Genomic DNA, 17501 nt, shown 5'->3' with positions numbered 1-17501 from the left:
GACGGCGAACGGGTGACCGCATGGTCCGGCTCCCCGAGTCCTCCTCCGGACCTTTACGGAACCAATGCGTCCGCCAAGCACGCCGCGGCCCCCTGAGCCCACCCGCTGAGCCGGCTCCCTGAACCGGTCCCTACGCCGGGCCGCCGCCCAGTTTCGGCAGCAGGGGCACCATCTGGTCCCACCGGCCGATCTCGCATCCGTCGCCGCGGTCGTACGAGGCGTCGACCGGGCGTCCGGCCCAGGTCCCGGTGACGTGGGCGGTGGCCGGGCCGCCGTAGAGCATGGTGCAGACGGTGCCGGGGGGCACCGGCGCGAACGGGTCCCGGCCCCACCGGGTGCGCTCGTCGAGCACCCGGCAGGCCCCGGCGGCGTCCGGATGCCGGCCGGCGGCGGGGTGGCAGGTCACCTCGTACCTCCCGTTCCACCTCGCCCCGGCGTGCCGGACGACGATGGTGAGGTGATCAGCCCCGTCCTCGGGCCGCACGGGCGGCGGCAGGGCGCCGCCCGCGGCGGCGGGTACGGCGGTGAGCGGGACGAGGGACGCGACGGCGGAGCACGACGCCCACAGAAGGCGCCACCCGGCGCCCGGCAGCACAGAGACCATGCCCGGTCCAACGCCGCTCCCGCCGAGACGTTGCGCCGGGCTGCTCCTTTCCACTCCCGCACCACCCGGCGAAGCCCTTTGCCCTGCGGCCCGCCTGCCTAGTACCGTGGGGGGCGATTGGTGACGCGGTGCTCGCCTGTGTCATCATCTGCACGCACCACTCGCGCGCTCGCGTGAGCGGTTGTGCTGGAGGCGTCGCCTAGTCCGGTCTATGGCGCCGCACTGCTAATGCGGTTTGGGCCTTAAAGCCCATCGAGGGTTCAAATCCCTCCGCCTCCGCCCCACCCGAAGCCCCGGTCCCCAGGACCGGGGCTTCGTCGTTCTCCCCGTCCTCGACGTTTCCGCAGGTCACAAGGGGTATGCAGATCGGATTTCACATGACGGCGGCAGTCATGTAATGTTCTTCCTGTCGCCGCGAGCGGGCCGAAAGGGCCGGGAACGGAGACAAAACAAAAGAACAAGCACTCGTAGCTTAACGGATAGAGCATCTGACTACGGATCAGAAGGTTGCAGGTTCGAATCCTGCCGAGTGCACACAGGTTAGAGGCCCCGGATCACTCCGGGGCCTCTTGCGTTTCAGGGGCGTACAGCAGCGAACTAGAGCAACGGGGTCTGGATCAGCGCTGGTTTCGGCGTAGACCTCCATCGTCATGGCGATCTGATCAGCCCACGCGTGTCCTGCCACAGCTCACCGGCCGCCTTCCGGTCCCCGGTCTGCTGGGCACGCCGCATCCGGAACGCCCGAAGGCAGAACTCGGGGAGTGGTAAGGAAGCCGTTGATCTACGTACAGTTCACACGTCTCGAAGCAGCTCGACTTCCAGGTCAGCCCCAGAACCTCACCGCGTCGCAGGCCAAGGCAGAGGACCAGTCCCCAGGCTGCGAAGAGCGGATCTTCGCGAGCGAGGGAATCGGCGAGGAAGCGCCCGGCTTCCACCACGGATCAGGGCTTGATCCTGCGCCGCCGAGGCTTGGGCACCTTGACCAGGGAGGCCACGTTCTTGCTGATCTTCCCCTCGGTCACGGCGTGGGTGAGCGCGGCGCGCAGAGCATCTCGGGCGGCTGGACGACAGCGGGCCAAGGCACGGCAGCGGTGCTGTGCCGTCGGGGAGTGCTGTGAGGCCTACCCGGTCCCGACGGGACGTCCCGTCCGGTCAGCTTGTCGAGCCGCTTCCCGCCGAGGTGCGGGTTGATGTAGAGCCGCACCGAGCCCTCGTACGACACGTACGACAGCGGGGCGAGGTCCGGCTTCACGATCGGCTCAAGCCAGTAGGCGAGGAACGCCTGCACCGTACGGTGCCGGGTCTGCACCGGGCCCATGCCGGCTTCACTGTGGAGCTTGATCCACTTTTCGTGGGTCTCCTCGCGTGTCTTGCCGTACACGTACTTCCGCTTGTCGCCCTCCGGGGTCGTGATCCAGGCGTAGGCCGCGAAGCCGTTCTTGGACCGGTAGATGGACCCCTCGCCGTTTGCGCACTTCCCACTCATTCCGGCCGATCGGACCGGATCTCCCGCTGAGGATGAGCGCCTTCGTCTTGGAGAGACCGAAGCCGAGCATCTCTGGCGTCCGACAAGCCGGTGCCGACGAAGATCCAGTGGGCGAGGAGGTAAGCCGTCTCGCGTTCCCGGCCGTTGGCCGCTGTTGCTTGTGCTCGGCGCCATTCGGCGCGGGCGTCGCGGAGGGCGCCGAGGGTGGTGGAGTAGCGGCGCGACTTGGTGAGCAAGTGGCCGCGAAAGCCGAGCATGTGGGCCCACGCGCGCAGGCGGAGGTGTTCCAGGTCTTTGCGGGTGCCGAGGGGCCAGGCGGTTCGGATGAGGCGGTGGGCGTGGTCGCTGATATCGAGTTGGGCGAGTTCGGCGGCGGACTTCAGCGGCCGGTCGAGGGCGCCCGTCGCGGTCTCTGCGCCTTTTTCTCCAATTCAATAGGTACACCGCATGAGTTACAGCCGCACCCGCGTTCGAGCGCGCCGACCACCCCGGCATCATCGGCACAATCGGATGCCTGTGCCACCGTACGGGCCCTGGAGTGGTGGCGGTCAGCAACGTTAATATGACGCATGGTTACCGGGCTGGCTGTGGACGCCAACGGGTTTGAGCTGGTCGTTGATGGCCAGCGGATCGGTCCCCGTCGGATGTTGCAGACCTCTGACGTCGATCTGCTCAATGCCGTCGCTGGCCAGTACGTGGACGCCGTGCGTAACGGGTCCAAGGACCAGGCGCTGCTCGCGGTGGGACGCGAGTTGTATCGGTGGCTCGACGGCGACCTCGGCCAGTTGACGCGCCTGCTCGATGAGGCGTCGGCGCCGCTGGTGTTCGAGGTACGAGCGCCGGCGAGACCGTCCGCAGCGGCGTGGGCGCTGCTGCGGGCCCCGTACGAGCTGCTTGCCGCTCCCGAGGGCGGGTTCCTCGCCGAGGCGCCGAAGCTGTTCGCCGTGGCGCGTCGGCTCGGTCACCCGAGCCCGGCGCAGGCCCTGGACGGGTACCGGCTCGGGGTGGCGTTCATGGCCTCGGCCCCCCGGGGCCAGCACGAGCTGGACTTCGAGGCCGAGGAGATGGCCATCCTCAACGCCGTCGGGGAGACGAGCCTTGATCTCGTTGTCGAGGACTCCGGCAATCCCGAGCACCTTGGCCTGCGTCTGTCCGAGCTCGGCGGGATGCCGGTGGTTCATCTGTCGTGTCACGGGCTGCACAACTGGCGGCCGGGGCCCGACGGGCCCGCCACCCCGGTCCTGCTGATGGAAGACGATCTCGGTGACGGGTGTCCGACGAGCGCGGACGCGCTGGTGGGCCTGTTGACTCCTCGGCCGCGGCTGGCGTTCGTGTCGGCTTGCCTGACCGCCACCGGTGCCGACGTGGCCGGGCACGTTCCCGCCGGCGCCGGCCACCGTAGCGGTCAGATGGCCGAGCCAGGCGTGCCGGTGGCGCACTCGATGGCCACCGGGCTGGTGGCCGCCGGAATACCTGCGGTCATCGGCTGGGACGGATCGGTCAGCGACCGGGCCGCCACTCGTTTCGCCGAACGCCTGTACCGGCAGCTCAGCCGCCGTGCCGACGTGGCCGAGGCCGTCGCCGAGGCCCGCCGCCACTTGCTGACCTGTTCCGATGAGCGCCAGCGCGCCGAATGGCACCTGGCGCGGCTGTGGCTGGGGCCGGCTGGTGGCGGTCCGCTGGTCGCGGGAAACCGCAAACGCCAGATGGTGCCCCCGCACCATGTGACCAAGACGTTCCTGGACCGCAAGCATCAGCTGCCGGTCGCGGCCGCGGAAATGTTCGTCGGCCGCCGCCCGGAAATGCAGCACACGCTGCGGGCCCTGCGCGGCGGGCAGAAGGCCGGGGTCCTGCTCCACGGACAGGGCCGGTTGGGCAAGTCGAGCCTGGCCGCCCGGATCGCCGACCGTCACCCCAACCGGGCCGTCGCGGTCGTGTTCGGCGACTACACCCCGACGGCCGTCCTCGACGCCATCGGTGACGCCGTCACCTCCAACCCCGAGGCCCGCACCCTCATCGAGCAGCGGCGCGCCGAGGTCCGCCAACAGCCGGACCGTCTCAAACCGCTACTGACCGATCTGCTGGCCGGACCGTGCGCCCAGGAACTCGACGACGTTCGCAAACCCCTCCTGCTGATCATCGACGATCTCGAACAGATCCTGACCGCCCACCCCAACGGCCCGCACCGGGTCGACCCCGGGCACGCCACCGTGCTCGCCGACGTGCTCTCCGCGTTCGACCCGGCGATCACCGACAGCCGACTGCTGGTCACCAGCCGCTACACGTTCACTCTCGGCGGGTTGGAGGCCCGGCTGGAACCGGTCCAGTTGCAGCCCCTGTCGCCGACGGCCCAGCGCAAGCTCCAACGCCGTCAGCAGGATCTCGCCCCGGCCGGGTACCGGACCCAGCGCGCGGACCTGGCCCAGCGGGCCCTGGACGTCAGTTGCGGCAACCCCGGACTGCAGGACCTCATCGGGCTGCGCCTGGTCTACAGCAGTCAGGTCGACCAGGCCCGCGCCGAGGCCGCCGTCGCCGGCATGGAGGCCTACCTTCACCAGGGCGACCTCCCAGCCGACAACTCCGACATCGGCGCGTTCCTGGAGAACCTGGCTCTCGACACCCTCCTCGACCAGGCAGGGCCCGCCCACCGCGACCTGTTGCGGGCCTGCACCCTGTTCACCGTCCCGGCCCCGAAACCCGTCATCGACGTCCTCGCCGCCGCTGTCGGCGGATCCGCGTCCCGCTTGTGCGGCCTGGGGCTCCTTGACACCTTTCCCGACCAGCACCGACCCGAATTGCCGGCCTTTGCCGTCAACGCCCTCGCGGCCGGACGCCTGGCCCCGCTCACCCCCGATGAGCGGGCCGCCCTCGCCACCATGGCCGCCGGACCGCTGTACGCCCAGTGGGGTGGTGCCACACCCCGACCCGCCCGCGGCAGCGACCTGGACCTGCAGCTGACCCAACTGGCCCTGGCCGCCGACAACCCGACCATCACCGCCGACTGCGCCATCGCGGCCGTGTCCGCCCTGCGGCAAGGCCCTGCCTCCGCCGCCGCCGAGCTCGGCCACCAGGCGATCACCCTCCTCGACCGCCACAACCACGAGGTTTCCGTCACCCTGCTACGGGCCGTCGCCGACGCGGCCGTCACCAGCGGCGACGGCGACCACGCCGACACCCTGCTCCACCGCGCCATCCAGCAGACCCGAACCAGCGACCGGCAAACCAACCCAGCCGATCACGCCACACTCCTCTACGACCACGCCAACCGCCTGATCACCCGCGGCGAGGTCGACCAGGCCGAGGACCTGCTCCACCAGGCCCGCCAACTGTTCACCGACACCGGTGACACCCGCTCGGTCGCGGTCACCTGGGGAAAGATCGCCGACATCATCCAGCAGCGGGGCGAGGTCGATGAGGCTTTGCGGATCCACCGCGAGGTCGCCCTGCCGGTGTACGAGCGGATCGACGACACCCGCTCGATCGCGGTCACCTGGGGCCAGATCGCCGACATTCTCGAGCAGCGGGGCGAGGTCGACGAGGCTTTGCGGATCCACCGCGAGATCGAGCTGCCGGTGTACGAGCGGATCGACGACACCCGCTCGATCGCGGTCACCTGGGGCCAGATCGCCGATATCCTCGAGCAGCGGGGCGAGGTCGACGAGGCTTTGCGGATTCGCCGCGAGGTCACCCTGCCGGTGTACGAGCGGATCGGTGACACCCGCTCTGTCGCGGTCACCTGGGGAAAGATTGCCGACCTTCTCCGGCAGCGGGGCGAGGTCGATGAGGCTTTGCGGATCCACCGCGAGGTCACCCTGCCGGCGTTCGGGCGGATCGGTGACACCCGCGAGGCCGCGGTCACCTGGGGAAAGATTGCCGACATCCTCCGGCACCGGGGCGAGGTCGATGAGGCTTTGCGGATCCACCGCGAGGTCACCCTGCCGGCGTTCGGGCGGATCGGTGACACCCGCGAGGCCGCGGTCACCTGGGGAAAGATTGCCGACATCCTCGAGCAGCGGGGCGAGGTCGATGAGGCTTTGCGGATCCACCGCGAGGTCACCCTGCCGGCGTTCGAGCGGATCGGTGACACCCGCTCTGTCGCGGTCACCTGGGGAAAGATTGCCGACATCCTCGAGCAGCGGGGCGAGGTCGATGAGGCTTTGCGGATCCGCCGGGAGGTCGCCCTGCCGGCGTTCGGGCGGATCGGTGACACCCGCGAGGCCGCGGTCACCTGGGGAAAGATTGCCGACATCCTCGAGCAGCGGGGCGAGGTCGATGAGGCTTTGCGGATTCGCCGCGAGGTCACCCTGCCGGTGTACGAGCGGATCGGTGACACCCGCTCGGTTGCGGTCACCTGGGGCCAGATCGCCGACATCCTCGACCAGCGGGGCGAGGTCGATGAGGCCCTTGCACTGCAGCTCAAGCGCTTGGAAGTCAATGAGCAGCTCGGCGACATGGACGGCATTGCAGCAGCCAACTGGGACCTTGCGCGAATCGATCTGAGTCGTCAGGACTTCGATGCGGCGGTGCCGAGGCTGGTCACCTCGTTTCAGCTCCTTCTGAAGCTTCAACGGCCGGACGGCATCGCGGTCGTCGGGGCTACGTTGGGGCAACTTCTGCTGGCCGCGGGTGAACGCGGGCATGCCCGACAGGTGTTGCAGACGAGCCGAGCCGCTGCCGCCAAGATCGGTTTCGCGAACACTGTTGACGAGCTTGATGAGCTACTGAAGGCCACTGGCGACGGAAACGAGGAACCATGATCATCGAGTTTGTCGGAGCGGACGTCGAAGCCGCCGGGAAGAGCGTCACCGCGTTGACCTCGAGCTGGGGCTATCCTCCCGAACCAGCTCCGACAGCGGAACCGGCGAACGATCCGGACGCCAAGGGCGTCGATCCCGTCGCAGTGGCATCCCTGATCGTGTCCATTCCATCGGCCATGCTCGCGGTCGCGGACATCGCCGACCGTATCCACAAACGGCGGCGCGCCGGCGAGCTCATCGAGCGCGCCCGACAGCTCGAGGCTCAGCAGGTGGCGGCACGGCTCGTACTCGAAAACCGCTCCGTCGATCTTGCCACTCTCACCCCCGACCAGCTTCTGGACCTCATCGCCGACGAGCCTTCAGCAACCTGACCCCGGAGAGCACCGCCCGCCGGTCCGGATCCGACCCGCATCGAGTCGCAAGCGCCCGTGGCACCTTTCAGCGCTGACGGCAACCCTGACGGCAACGGCGGCACACTAAGACCGTTCATCACGACCATTAGCCCTCAGAGAAAAGGAAGGCGGAGCCGTCGCAATGGCCAGCACGATCCTACGGATCAGAAGGTCACGCAGCTCACGAGACGGCTCAGTCACCGGCCCGGCCGCCTCAGTTCCCGTCTCGTTCAACCCCGTACAGGGCCGTTCACAGATGGAAAGCGTGTTGGCCAGGTGGTGAGGGGGGTGGGGTCTGCGGCCTGCAACATAGTCCCGAGGTGGCTCCCGGGGACCTTTGTGCCCACCCCCCTTGACCGCGGACCTCGAAGGTTCTCTGACCGGTCTCTTTCCGCCAGGCAAGCTAACAGGGGGGACTGACAACCGGACGGCGGCAGGGAGTTGCGGCCGGGCGGCGGGTCGGGGTCAGTTCAGGTGGCGGGTGAAGAAGCGGGTCGCGCTGGTGGCCGCGAATCTCGGGAGTTCCTTGTGCCTGCCCCCGTTGGCGTGCAGCGTCTTCTCCTTCGAGGCGAAGGCGTCGAACAGTGCGAGTCCGGCCTCGCGGGGGATGTGCTCGTCGTCCCACTGCATGTCGAACTCGATCGGGATGGTGATCAGCTTCGCCTGCTCGGCCAGGACGTCGGGCCAGTGCTGGCCGAAGACCGCGGCAGTGATCCTGGGCTCGACCGCCACGAGCGGTACGCCGATCGCGGTGCCCATGTTGAGGCCCCAGTAACCGACCGGCCCGTCGGCGCCGATCTCCGGAAGCCTCTGGAGGGCGTCCAGCGTCGCCTGCCACTCGGGCACGGCACGCTCAGCCAGGTGGGCGTTGTAGCGGACGATGATCGGGCCGACCGGCTCGCCCGCCGCCATCGCCCGCTGCATCACGGCGATCTCCTGATCGTCGTGGGGGGTGCGGGGGCGGTCGCCGTGACCGGGCGCGTCGATGACGGCGACGTGGAAGCCGCAGCCGGTCACGAGGAGACGGGCGCGGCCGGCCATCGCCGGTGACTTCTTGTGGTTGCCGCCGCCGTGGCCCATCAGGACCAGGGGCGCGCGAACGGCGCCGGACGCCGGTGACCAGAGAACTCCGGGTACGTCGCCCACGGTGAAGTCGCGTTCGAGCATTCCGTTCGACGAGGACTCGGCGGTGAATCGCAGAGGGTGCATGGGTGTTGCCCTTCGGGAGTGCCTTGTTGTCGAGGCGCTCCCGGCGACACCCAGGTCAGTCGCCGGCCGTGACGGGAAGGGGGAGCACCCACGTCGATACAGCGTTCACGGGTCTCACCTCCTTCGGCGGGGTCACGAGCGACTGCAAGCTACCAGCGTGATCATCAGCCCGGCCAACCCTTTCTCCTGCCGGTGATCGCGAGGTCAGCACTCCTCGTCCGGGTCGTTGCGGTTCAGCTTCTCCAGGTATTCGTGGGCCAGGCCCGTGGCACGGGTGAACCACTCGGTGATGAGGGCCAGTTCCTCCGGCGAGTAGTCGGAGAAGAGGGCCGTCAGGCGCTTGTAGTGGCCCGCGTACACCGCCTCGACCCGGGTGACGGCGTCCGGTACGGCGGCCACGCGGACCCTGCGACGTGCTGCCGTAGCCGAGCACTCGCCGAAGGGCCCGAAGTCGCAAAACGAGGTTGCGGCTTCGGGCCTTCGGCCACCGTACCCCTCTCCGCCGCTAGCCGTCCGTTGTCAGACCCATCCCCTACCCTCACGAGTGATGGCACAGGTCTGGAAATGCACGGGGCTCCGCTGGCCGGCGGACGGTGGTCCGGCGTTGGAGTGGGACGGCGGGCGGCGTAGCCCGCTGCCCCGGGGGAAGCGGGTCGCCTTCGCCGTGCCGGAGGGGGCTGTGCGCAGGTGTGTGGGGGCGCGGGGGCACGCCTGCGCGGTGGGGGCGGCCGTGCCGGGGCGGAGTACGGGGGCCCGGTGCGAGGAGTGCGCGCGGCTGGACCGGGCGCACTCCGTGGCAGCCGACACGATCGCCGACGATCCCCGGCCGTACCGCGTGTACCTGGCGTGGTTCGGGCCGGGCATGGTGAAGGTCGGCATCACCGCCGTCGAGCGGGGTCCGGCGCGGCTGCTGGAGCAGGGGGCCGTGTGTTTCAGCTGGCTGGGCACCGGCCCGCTGATGGCCGCGCGGCGCACCGAGGAACTGCTGCGGGCCGCGTTGCGGGTGCCGGACCGGATTCCGTACGCCGAGAAGCGGGCGGTGCGGGCCGCCCTGCCGGCGACGGAGCAGGAGCGGGCTGCCGAGGTGCGGGAGCTGCACGCGCGGGCCGTCGCGCTGTCCGGGTGGCCGGAGTCCCTGCGGCCGGAGCCCTGTGAAGTCGTGGATCACGCCGGGGTGTTCGGGATCGGCGGCGGGCCGGAGGCGTTCGGTGAGGTCGTGGAGCTCGTGCCGGGCGGAGGCGTCGGAGGGGAACTGGTCGCGGCGGCCGGGCCCGATCTGCATCTGGCGGTCGGCGGTCGCGGGGTCGTCGTCCTGGACACCCGGCTGATGGCCGGCTGGGAGCTGGTGCCGCCGGGGCCTGCGGACCCCGGATGCGGCTTTCCCGTAAGGGAGTTCAGGCGGGAGCCGGACGGCCTGTTCTGAGCCGGGGGTTCCCTGGGAGGCGCCTGTGTGTTTCTCAGGGAATTCACAGATTCGTGAAAGCGTGTTCTCAGAGGGCGCCGACAGGGTGTCCACCATGACCACGACCTCGCCCCAGGGGCGCACCGAACTGCTGAGGCCGGACGGGAGCCCCGTCCGAGTGCTTGTGGTGGACGACGAACTGTCGATCACCGAACTGCTGAGCATGGCTCTTCGCTACGAGGGCTGGCAGATCAGGAGCGCGGGGGACGGACAGGGGGCCGTCCAGGCGGCCCGCGAGTTCCGGCCCGACGCCGTCGTGCTCGACATGATGCTGCCCGACATGGACGGGCTCGCCGTCCTCGGGCGGCTGCGGCGCGAACTGCCGGACGTGCCGGTGCTGTTCCTCACCGCCAAGGACGCGCTGGAGGACCGTATCGCCGGGCTCACCGCAGGCGGCGACGACTACGTCACCAAGCCGTTCAGCCTGGAGGAGGTCGTCGCGCGGCTGCGCGGGCTGATCCGGCGGTCCGGGGCGGCCGACCGGCGGTCGGACTCCCTGCTCGTCGTCGGGGACCTGACCCTGGACGAGGACAGCCACGAGGTGTCGCGGGCCGGGGAGTCCATCCACCTCACCGCGACCGAGTTCGAGCTGCTGCGCTTCCTGATGCGCAACCCGCGCCGGGTGCTCAGCAAGGCGCAGATCCTGGACCGGGTCTGGTCGTACGACTTCGGCGGACAGGCCAACGTGGTCGAGCTGTACATCTCCTATCTGCGGCGGAAGATCGACGCCGGACGCGAGCCGATGATCCACACCCGGCGGGGGGCCGGTTACCTGATCAAGCCCGCGGTGTCATGAGCGGGCGACGACGGCCGCGTCCGCAGAAGAGGCGACGAGCAGGACAGCCGCGCACCCTGCGGACCCGGCTCGTCGTCGCGTCCGTGACGCTGATCGCCGTGGTGTGTGCCGTGATCGGCACGGTCACCACGCTGGCGCTGCGCTCGCATCTGTACGAGCAGCTGGACGGGCAGGTCGGGGAGGCCGGCAAGCGCCTGTCGGGACGCATGAAGCCCGGCGGCATGGACAACGCCGGGCCGCCGGACCGGCTCACGGGCTTCGTCAAGGGGCCGACGCAGCCGAAGACCATCGCCGCCGAGGTCGGCACCGACGGCACGGTCACCCGGGCGGTCATCGCCAGACAGGCCTCCACCGACAACGGCCCCTTGCAGCGGAACGACGCCGTCGCCCTCAGCGACGAGCAGAAGGCCGCCCTGAACAAGGTGCCCACCATGGGCACGCACACCGTCGACGTCCCGGGCCTGGGCGAGTACCTCGTGCGGTTCGTCACCGGAGCCGAGGGCGCCTACTACGTCGCCCTGCCGACCGAGACGGTCGGCAACACGATCAACACCCTGATCCTCGTCGAGGTCAGCGTCACCACCGCCGGTCTCGTCGCCGCCGGCATCGCCGGGTACGTGCTGGTCGGCCTCGCCACCCGCCCCCTGCGCAAGGTCGCCGCCACCGCCACCCGGGTCTCCGAACTCCCCCTGCACACCGGCGAGGTGAACCTCAGCGAGCGGGTGCCGGAATCGGAGTGCGACCCGCACACCGAGGTCGGACAGGTCGGTGCCGCGCTCAACCGCATGCTCGACCATGTGCACGGCGCCCTGCACGCCCGGCAGCAGAGCGAGACCCGGGTACGGCAGTTCGTCGCCGACGCCAGCCATGAGCTGCGCACGCCCCTCGCCTCCATCCGCGGGTACGCCGAGCTGACCCGGCGCGGGCGCGAGCAGGTCGGACCGGACACCCGGCACGCCCTCGGGCGGATCGAGTCCGAGGCCGGGCGGATGACCCTCCTCGTGGAGGACCTGCTGCTGCTCGCCCGGCTCGACGCCGGACGGCCGTTGCAGTTCGAGCAGACCGATCTCATCCCGCTGGTCGTCGACACCATCAGCGACGCCCGCGCGGCCGGCATGGACCACACCTGGCGGCTCGACCTGCCCGACGAGCCGGCGCCGGTGTCGGCGGACGCGGCCCGGCTGCAACAGGTGCTGGTCAACCTGCTGGGCAACGCCCGCAATCACACACCGCCCGGTACGACCGTCACCGCGCGCGTGCAGCGGCGCGGGCCCTGGATGTGCGTGGACGTGGAGGACAACGGACCGGGCATCCCGGCGGATCTGCTGCCGCACGTCTTCGAGCGGTTCGCCCGTGGCGACTCGGCGCGGTCCCGGGCCACCGGATCCACGGGGCTCGGGCTCGCCATCGTGCAGGCCGTGGCCGCCGCGCACGGCGGTGCCGTGACCGTGGACAGCGTTCCCGGCCGCACGGTGTTCACCGTGCACCTCCCCGCGCTCGCCCCGGAGCCCGAGATGAGCTGGCAGTCGGACTCACAGGCACGGCACAGTGCCACCACATGGGTGCGACAGGGCGCCTGACGAGAGTCGGTGCATGCGAACCGATTCCTCTCCCGGCACCCTGCCGGCGCGGGAGCACCTCCCGGCCACAGCCGCCGGAACGCCTGTCCTGGACGTAGTGATCCCCGTCTACAACGAGGAGAAGGACCTCCAGCCGTGCGTCCGCAGACTGCACGAGCACCTCGTGCGCACCTTCCCGTACGCGTTCCGCATCACGATCGCCGACAACGCCTCCACGGACACCACCCCGCTGGTGGCGGCGCGGCTGGAGGCGGAGATCCCGGAGGTCGGCACCTTCCGCCTGGAGCAGAAGGGGCGGGGGCGGGCGCTGCGGACCGTGTGGTCGGCGTCGGACGCCCCGATCCTCGCCTACATGGACGTCGACCTGTCCACCGACCTCAACGCCCTGCTGCCGCTGGTGGCGCCGCTGATCTCCGGCCACTCCGACCTGGCGATCGGCTCCCGGCTCGCCCGCACCTCCCGGGTCGTGCGCGGCCCCAAGCGGGAGTTCATCAGCCGGGCCTACAACCTGATCCTGCGCGGTTCGCTCCAGGCCCGCTTCTCGGACGCGCAGTGCGGCTTCAAGGCGATCCGGCGCGATGTGGCACAGGTGCTGCTGCCGCTGGTGGAGGACACCGGCTGGTTCTTCGACACCGAGATGCTGGTGCTTGCCGAACGGGCGGGCCTGCGGATCCACGAGGTGCCGGTCGACTGGGTCGACGACCCGGACTCCACCGTGCACATCGTGAAGACGGCCACCGACGACCTCAAGGGCGTGTGGCGGGTCGGCAAGGCCCTGGCCACCGGTTCGCTGCCGCTGGACCGGCTGACCCGGCCCTTCGGTGACGACCCGCGCGACCGCGACCTGGCCGACGTGCCGGGGGGCCTCGCCCGCCAGCTGGTCGGCTTCTGCGTGGTCGGCGTCCTGTCCACCCTCTTCTACCTGCTGCTGTACAGCGTGTTCCGGCAGTTCGCCGGCGCGCAGCCCGCCAACGCGCTCGCGCTGCTGGTCTCCGCGATAGCCAACACGGCCGCCAACCGCCGGCTCACCTTCGGCGTGCGCGGCCGGAGCGGTGTGGTCCGGCACCAGGCGCAGGGCCTGGTCGTCTTCGGTATCGGCCTCGCCCTGACCAGCGGCTCGCTCGCCGCCCTCGACGCGGCGGGCGGCAGCCCCGCGCACTCGACCGAGCTGGCGGTGCTGATCGCGGCCAACCTGGCGGCGACCGTGCTGCGCTTCCTGCTCTTCCGCGCCTGGGTCTTCCCGGACCGGAGCGAGTCCGAGCCGTCCGCAGCGGCCGCCCCGCACGCCCCGCCCGCGCCGGCCCACCGCACCCCGGCCCCGCACGCACCGCTGCCGCACCGCCCGGTGCCGTACCAGCAGACGCACCGGCAGCAGATGCACCGGCAGCAGACGTACCAGCAGCAGACGCACCCGCAGCAGACGCACCCGCAGCAGACGTTCGCGCCGCCGTACGAACAGCCGCACCGGACCACCCGGTTCCGCGCCGGTGACGCCGCGGACGACAGCTGGGACACCCCCGACGCCACCATGCGGCTGCAGCCGGTGCGCGCTCACGACACCGACCCGGAGGATGCCCGATGACCGGTACGACCGTCTGGGGACCGCCCCCGGCCACGCCCCCGCAGGCCTCCGCGGCCGGTGCGCCCGAGCAGCCGTTCCTGCGCGGAGTGTGGCGCGGCCGGCCCGAGGACCCCCGCTGGGCCCGCCCGGCCCTGCTCGGCCTGCTGGCCGCCACCCTGCTGCTGTACCTGTACGACCTGAGCGCCTCCGGCTACGCCAACTCCTTCTACTCTGCGGCCGTCCAGGCGGGCAGTACGTCCTGGAAGGCGTTCTTCTTCGGCTCGCTGGACGCGGGCAACGCCATCACCGTCGACAAGCCGCCGGCCGCGCTGTGGCCGATGGCGCTGTCGGTGCGCCTCTTCGGCCTCCACTCGTGGGCGATCCTCGTGCCCGAGGTGCTGATGGGTGTGGCGACGGTCGCGGTCGTCCACGCGGCCGTGCGCCGCCGGTTCGGCCCCGCGGCCGGTCTGATCGCGGGTGCGGTGCTCGCGCTCACCCCCGTCGCGGCGCTGATGTTCCGGTTCAACAACCCGGACGCGCTGCTGGCCCTGCTGATGTCCGTGGCCTGCTACCTCGTCGTCCGGGCCGTGGAGGACGGCCGTACCAAGTGGCTGGTGTGGGCCGGGATCGCGATCGGTTTCGCGTTCCTCGCCAAGACGCTCCAGGCGTTCCTGATCCTGCCGGCGCTGGCGCTCGTGTACGCGGTCTGCGCGCCGGTGTCGTTGAGGAAGCGGTTCGGGCAGCTGGCCGCGGCGACGCTCGCGCTGGTCGTCTCCGGCGGCTGGTGGGTCGCGGTGGTCGAGCTGTGGCCGGTCTCGTCGCGGCCGTACATCGGCGGCTCGCAGAACAACAGCTTCCTGGAGCTGACCTTCGGCTACAACGGTCTCGGCCGGCTCAACGGCGAGGAGACCGGCAGCGTGGGCGGCGGTGGCGGCGGTGGCGGCACCGGCATGTGGGGGGAGACCGGCTGGGACCGGATGTTCGGCTCCGAGGTCGGCGGCCAGATCTCCTGGCTGCTGCCGGCGGCGCTGGTCCTGCTCGCCGCCGGCCTGGTGGCCACGCGCAGGCTGCCCAGGACGTCCGTGACCCGCGCCTCGTTCCTGGTCTGGGGCGGCTCGCTGCTGACGACCACGGTGGTCTTCAGCTACATGGCGGGCATCTTCCACCAGTACTACACCGTGGCCCTCGCCCCCTACCTCGCGGCCGTCGTCGGCATGGGTGCCGGGCTGCTGTGGGAGCGGCGGCGTGAGCTGTGGGCGTCGATCACGCTCGCCGCGTCCGTGGTCGCGGCGGCCGCCTGGGGGTACGTCCTGCTCACCCGCACCCCCGACTATCTGCCCTGGCTGAAGTGGCCGGTCCTGATCGGCGGGCTGGCCGCGGCGCTCGGCCTGGTCTTCGCGGGCCGTGCCCCCCGGCGGCTCGCCCTCGGGGCGGCGGCGGTGGGCCTCGTGGCCGCGCTGGCCGGACCGACGGCGTACACCCTGAGCACGCTCCAGGAGGGCCACACCGGTTCCATCGTCACGGCCGGTCCGGCGGGCGCCAGTGTGAGGGGCGGCCGGGGCGGCGGCCCCGGTGGCGGCCCCGGTGGCGGTGTGCGGGGCGGCTTCGGCGGCGGCATGCCGGGCGGGCAGAACGGCCCGCAGGGACAGCCGAACCAGCAGGGCAACGGTGTCCCGGGCGGCGGGCTGCCCGGTGGCGGCATGCCGGGTCGGCAGGGCCCGCAGAACGGCACCGGCAACGGCTTCGGTCTCCCGGGTGGCGGCCGGATGGGCGAGGGCGGTCGCGCCGGTGGCGTCGGCGGCCTGCTGAACGGCGCCAGGGTGACGTCCGAGGCCAAGGAGCTGCTGGAGAAGGACGCCGGGAAGTACACCTGGGTCGCCGCCTCCGTCGGCTCCCAGAACGCGGCCGGCTACCAGCTCGCCACCGGCGACCCGGTCATGGCGATCGGCGGCTTCAACGGCACCGATCCCTCCCCGACCCTGGCGCAGTTCAGGAAGTACGTCGAGGAAGGGAAGATCCACTACTTCATCGCCGGCGGCCGCATGGGCGGCGGCGGCAGCAGCGGTACCGCCTCCCGGATCAGCTCCTGGGTCCAGAGCACCTTCGAGAAGGTGACGGTGGGCTCGGCCACGTTCTACGACCTCACCCGGAAGGCGACCGACTGAGGGCGGGGGACCGACCGACCGGAAAACGCGTTGTACACCGTATAGCAGCGGCTATACGGTGTACGGCATGTCCTCATCCCAAGGCCATCCCCAGCGCTGGCTGATCCTCGGCGTCATCTGTCTCGCGCAGCTCACCGTGCTGCTCGACAACACCGTCCTGAACGTGGCCATCCCCTCGCTCACCCGCGAGCTGCACGCGAAGACCTCCGACATCCAGTGGATGATCAACGCGTACTCCCTGGTGCAGTCCGGCCTGCTGCTCACCGCGGGCAGCGCCGCCGACCGCTACGGCCGCAAGAAGATGCTGATCGCCGGGCTCGCCCTGTTCGGCGTCGGCTCGCTCGTGGCCGGACTCGCCGGCAGCAACTCCCAGCTGATCGCCGCGCGGGCCGGCATGGGCGTCGGCGGCGCGCTGCTGATGACCACCACGCTGGCCGTGGCGATGCAGATCTTCTCCCCTGAGGAGCAGCCGAAGGCGATCGGCATCTGGAGCGCGGTCAACGCGCTGGGCTTCGCCGGCGGCCCGCTGATCGGCGGTTTCGTGCTCGACCACTTCTGGTGGGGCGCGATCTTCCTGATCAACCTGCCGGTCGCGGCGCTGGGCCTGGTCGCGGTGGTGGCCCTCGTCCCCGAGTCGAAGAACCCGCGCGGTGACCGCCCGGACCTGCCCGGCGCGCTGCTGTCCACCGTCGGCATGGCCGCGCTCGTCTACGCCGTCATCTCCGGGCCGGGACACGGCTGGACGTCGGCGCGGGTGCTGCTCACGGCGGCCGGGGCGGTGGCGGTGCTGGGTGCCTTCGCCTGGTGGGAGAGCAGGGCCGAGGAGCCGATGCTCGACATCCACTTCTTCCGGGACCGGCGGTTCACCGGTGCGGTCGCCGGGGCCGTGCTGATCGTGTTCGGCATGGGCGGTGCGCTGTTCCTGCTCACCCAGCACCTGCAGTTCGTGCTCGGTTACGCCCCGCTGGAGGCCGGGCTGCGGACCGCTCCGCTGGCGCTGACGGTGGTGGTGCTCAACTTCAGCGGGCTGTCGGCGAGGTGGTCGGCGCGGCTGGGCACGCCGGCGTCGATCGCGCTCGGCATGATCTGCATGGCCGGGGGCCTGGTGTCGATCGCCGAGGTGGACCACGGGGGTTATGCGGGGACGCTGCTCGGGCTGCTGCTGATCGGCGCGGGGTGCGCGGTGGCGAACCCGGCGATGGCGCACGCCATCATGAGCGCGATCCCTCCGGAGAAGGCGGGGGTCGGGGCCGGGATCAACGGAACGCTGGCCGAGTTCGGGAACGGGCTTGGTGTTGCCGTGCTGGGTGCTGTGCTCAGCTCTTCGGTGGCGTCGGGGGAACCGTTGTCCGCCGCGCTGGGCGCGGGTCAGTTGGTGGGGGCCGTCGCGGTGCTCGGCGGAGGGTTCCTGGCCGCCGGACTGCTTCGGCGGGCGGAGCGGGTGTCCGCCTAGCCGCTCGGGGGATGGGGTAGTCAGGCGACTGCGGGC

Annotated in this window: 11 protein-coding genes, 2 tRNA genes and 2 pseudogenes; 10 read left to right on the top strand and 5 right to left on the bottom strand. The window is 70.8% G+C overall.

Features of this window, described 5'->3' with window-relative positions; all coding sequences use genetic code 11:
• Positions 1-130: 130 nt before the first annotated feature.
• A complete protein-coding gene (locus S1361_RS19595) occupies positions 131-604 on the bottom strand; it encodes an SSI family serine proteinase inhibitor (protein WP_208033114.1) in 474 nt (157 codons plus the stop codon).
• 188 nt (positions 605-792) lie between these two features.
• On the opposite strand from S1361_RS19595, the gene S1361_RS19590 reads away from it, so the two are divergent.
• Positions 793-883 (top strand) — tRNA-Ser (locus S1361_RS19590).
• 182 nt (positions 884-1065) lie between these two features.
• Positions 1066-1138: transfer RNA gene (locus S1361_RS19585), tRNA-Arg, on the top strand.
• A gap of 126 nt (positions 1139-1264) precedes the next feature.
• Here the strand turns inward: S1361_RS19585 and S1361_RS40500 are convergent.
• Together S1361_RS40500 and S1361_RS39265 are read right to left on the bottom strand one after the other, a co-directional pair.
• Positions 1265-2090, bottom strand: a pseudogene (locus tag S1361_RS40500) (tyrosine-type recombinase/integrase); the annotation flags it as partial.
• Positions 2087-2512, bottom strand: a pseudogene (locus S1361_RS39265) (replication initiator); the annotation flags it as partial. The pseudogenes S1361_RS39265 and S1361_RS40500, both read right to left, overlap by 4 nt.
• A 147-nt stretch (positions 2513-2659) precedes the next feature.
• Here S1361_RS39265 and S1361_RS19575 point away from each other — a divergent pair.
• Both S1361_RS19575 and S1361_RS19570 read left to right on the top strand, forming a co-directional pair.
• Positions 2660-6847, top strand: coding sequence for a CHAT domain-containing protein (locus S1361_RS19575; RefSeq protein ID WP_208033113.1), 4188 nt, complete (start codon positions 2660-2662; stop codon positions 6845-6847).
• Positions 6844-7218 (top strand): hypothetical protein, encoded by a 375-nt coding sequence (locus tag S1361_RS19570; RefSeq protein WP_208033112.1) that lies wholly within the window; start codon positions 6844-6846, stop codon positions 7216-7218. The genes S1361_RS19575 and S1361_RS19570 overlap by 4 nt, the downstream gene beginning before the upstream one ends.
• Before the next feature lie 486 nt (positions 7219-7704).
• On the opposite strand, the gene S1361_RS19565 is transcribed toward S1361_RS19570, so the two are convergent.
• Together S1361_RS19565 and S1361_RS19560 are read right to left on the bottom strand one after the other, a co-directional pair.
• Entirely contained in the window at positions 7705-8448 is a 744-nt protein-coding gene (locus tag S1361_RS19565; RefSeq protein ID WP_208033111.1) for an alpha/beta hydrolase family protein, read from the bottom strand.
• Between the two features lie 204 nt (positions 8449-8652).
• Positions 8653-8847, bottom strand: coding sequence for a hypothetical protein (locus S1361_RS19560; protein ID WP_341829339.1), 195 nt, complete (start codon positions 8845-8847; stop codon positions 8653-8655).
• 148 nt (positions 8848-8995) lie between these two features.
• Here S1361_RS19560 and S1361_RS19555 point away from each other — a divergent pair, with 148 nt between their 5' ends.
• The 6 genes from S1361_RS19555 (at position 8996) to S1361_RS19530 (ending at position 17465) form a co-directional block, all read left to right on the top strand.
• The gene (locus tag S1361_RS19555) at positions 8996-9871 is read left to right on the top strand and encodes a DUF2797 domain-containing protein (protein WP_208033110.1); all 876 of its coding nucleotides are present in this window, start codon (positions 8996-8998) and stop codon (positions 9869-9871) included.
• Between the two features lie 94 nt (positions 9872-9965).
• Positions 9966-10706 (top strand): response regulator transcription factor, encoded by a 741-nt coding sequence (locus S1361_RS19550; protein WP_279577616.1) that lies wholly within the window; start codon positions 9966-9968, stop codon positions 10704-10706.
• Positions 10703-12286: a sensor histidine kinase gene (locus S1361_RS19545; protein WP_208033109.1), complete on the top strand. Its 1584-nt coding sequence runs from the start codon at positions 10703-10705 to the stop codon at positions 12284-12286. The genes S1361_RS19550 and S1361_RS19545 overlap by 4 nt, the downstream gene beginning before the upstream one ends.
• A gap of 13 nt (positions 12287-12299) precedes the next feature.
• The gene (locus S1361_RS19540; RefSeq protein ID WP_208033108.1) at positions 12300-13868 is read left to right on the top strand and encodes a bifunctional glycosyltransferase family 2/GtrA family protein; all 1569 of its coding nucleotides are present in this window, start codon (positions 12300-12302) and stop codon (positions 13866-13868) included.
• The gene (locus S1361_RS19535) at positions 13865-16012 is read left to right on the top strand and encodes an ArnT family glycosyltransferase (RefSeq protein ID WP_208033107.1); all 2148 of its coding nucleotides are present in this window, start codon (positions 13865-13867) and stop codon (positions 16010-16012) included. The genes S1361_RS19540 and S1361_RS19535 overlap by 4 nt, the downstream gene beginning before the upstream one ends.
• A 67-nt stretch (positions 16013-16079) precedes the next feature.
• Complete coding sequence (locus tag S1361_RS19530; protein ID WP_243769227.1) at positions 16080-17465, top strand: MFS transporter; 1386 nt, start codon at positions 16080-16082, stop codon at positions 17463-17465.
• Positions 17466-17501: the final 36 nt, after the last annotated feature.

Source organism: Streptomyces cyanogenus (assembly GCF_017526105.1).
Classification (GTDB): Bacteria; Actinomycetota; Actinomycetes; order Streptomycetales; family Streptomycetaceae; genus Streptomyces; species Streptomyces cyanogenus.
The sequence above is the reverse complement of the archived record's forward strand: the minus strand, read 5'-3'. Positions and strand labels throughout refer to the sequence as shown.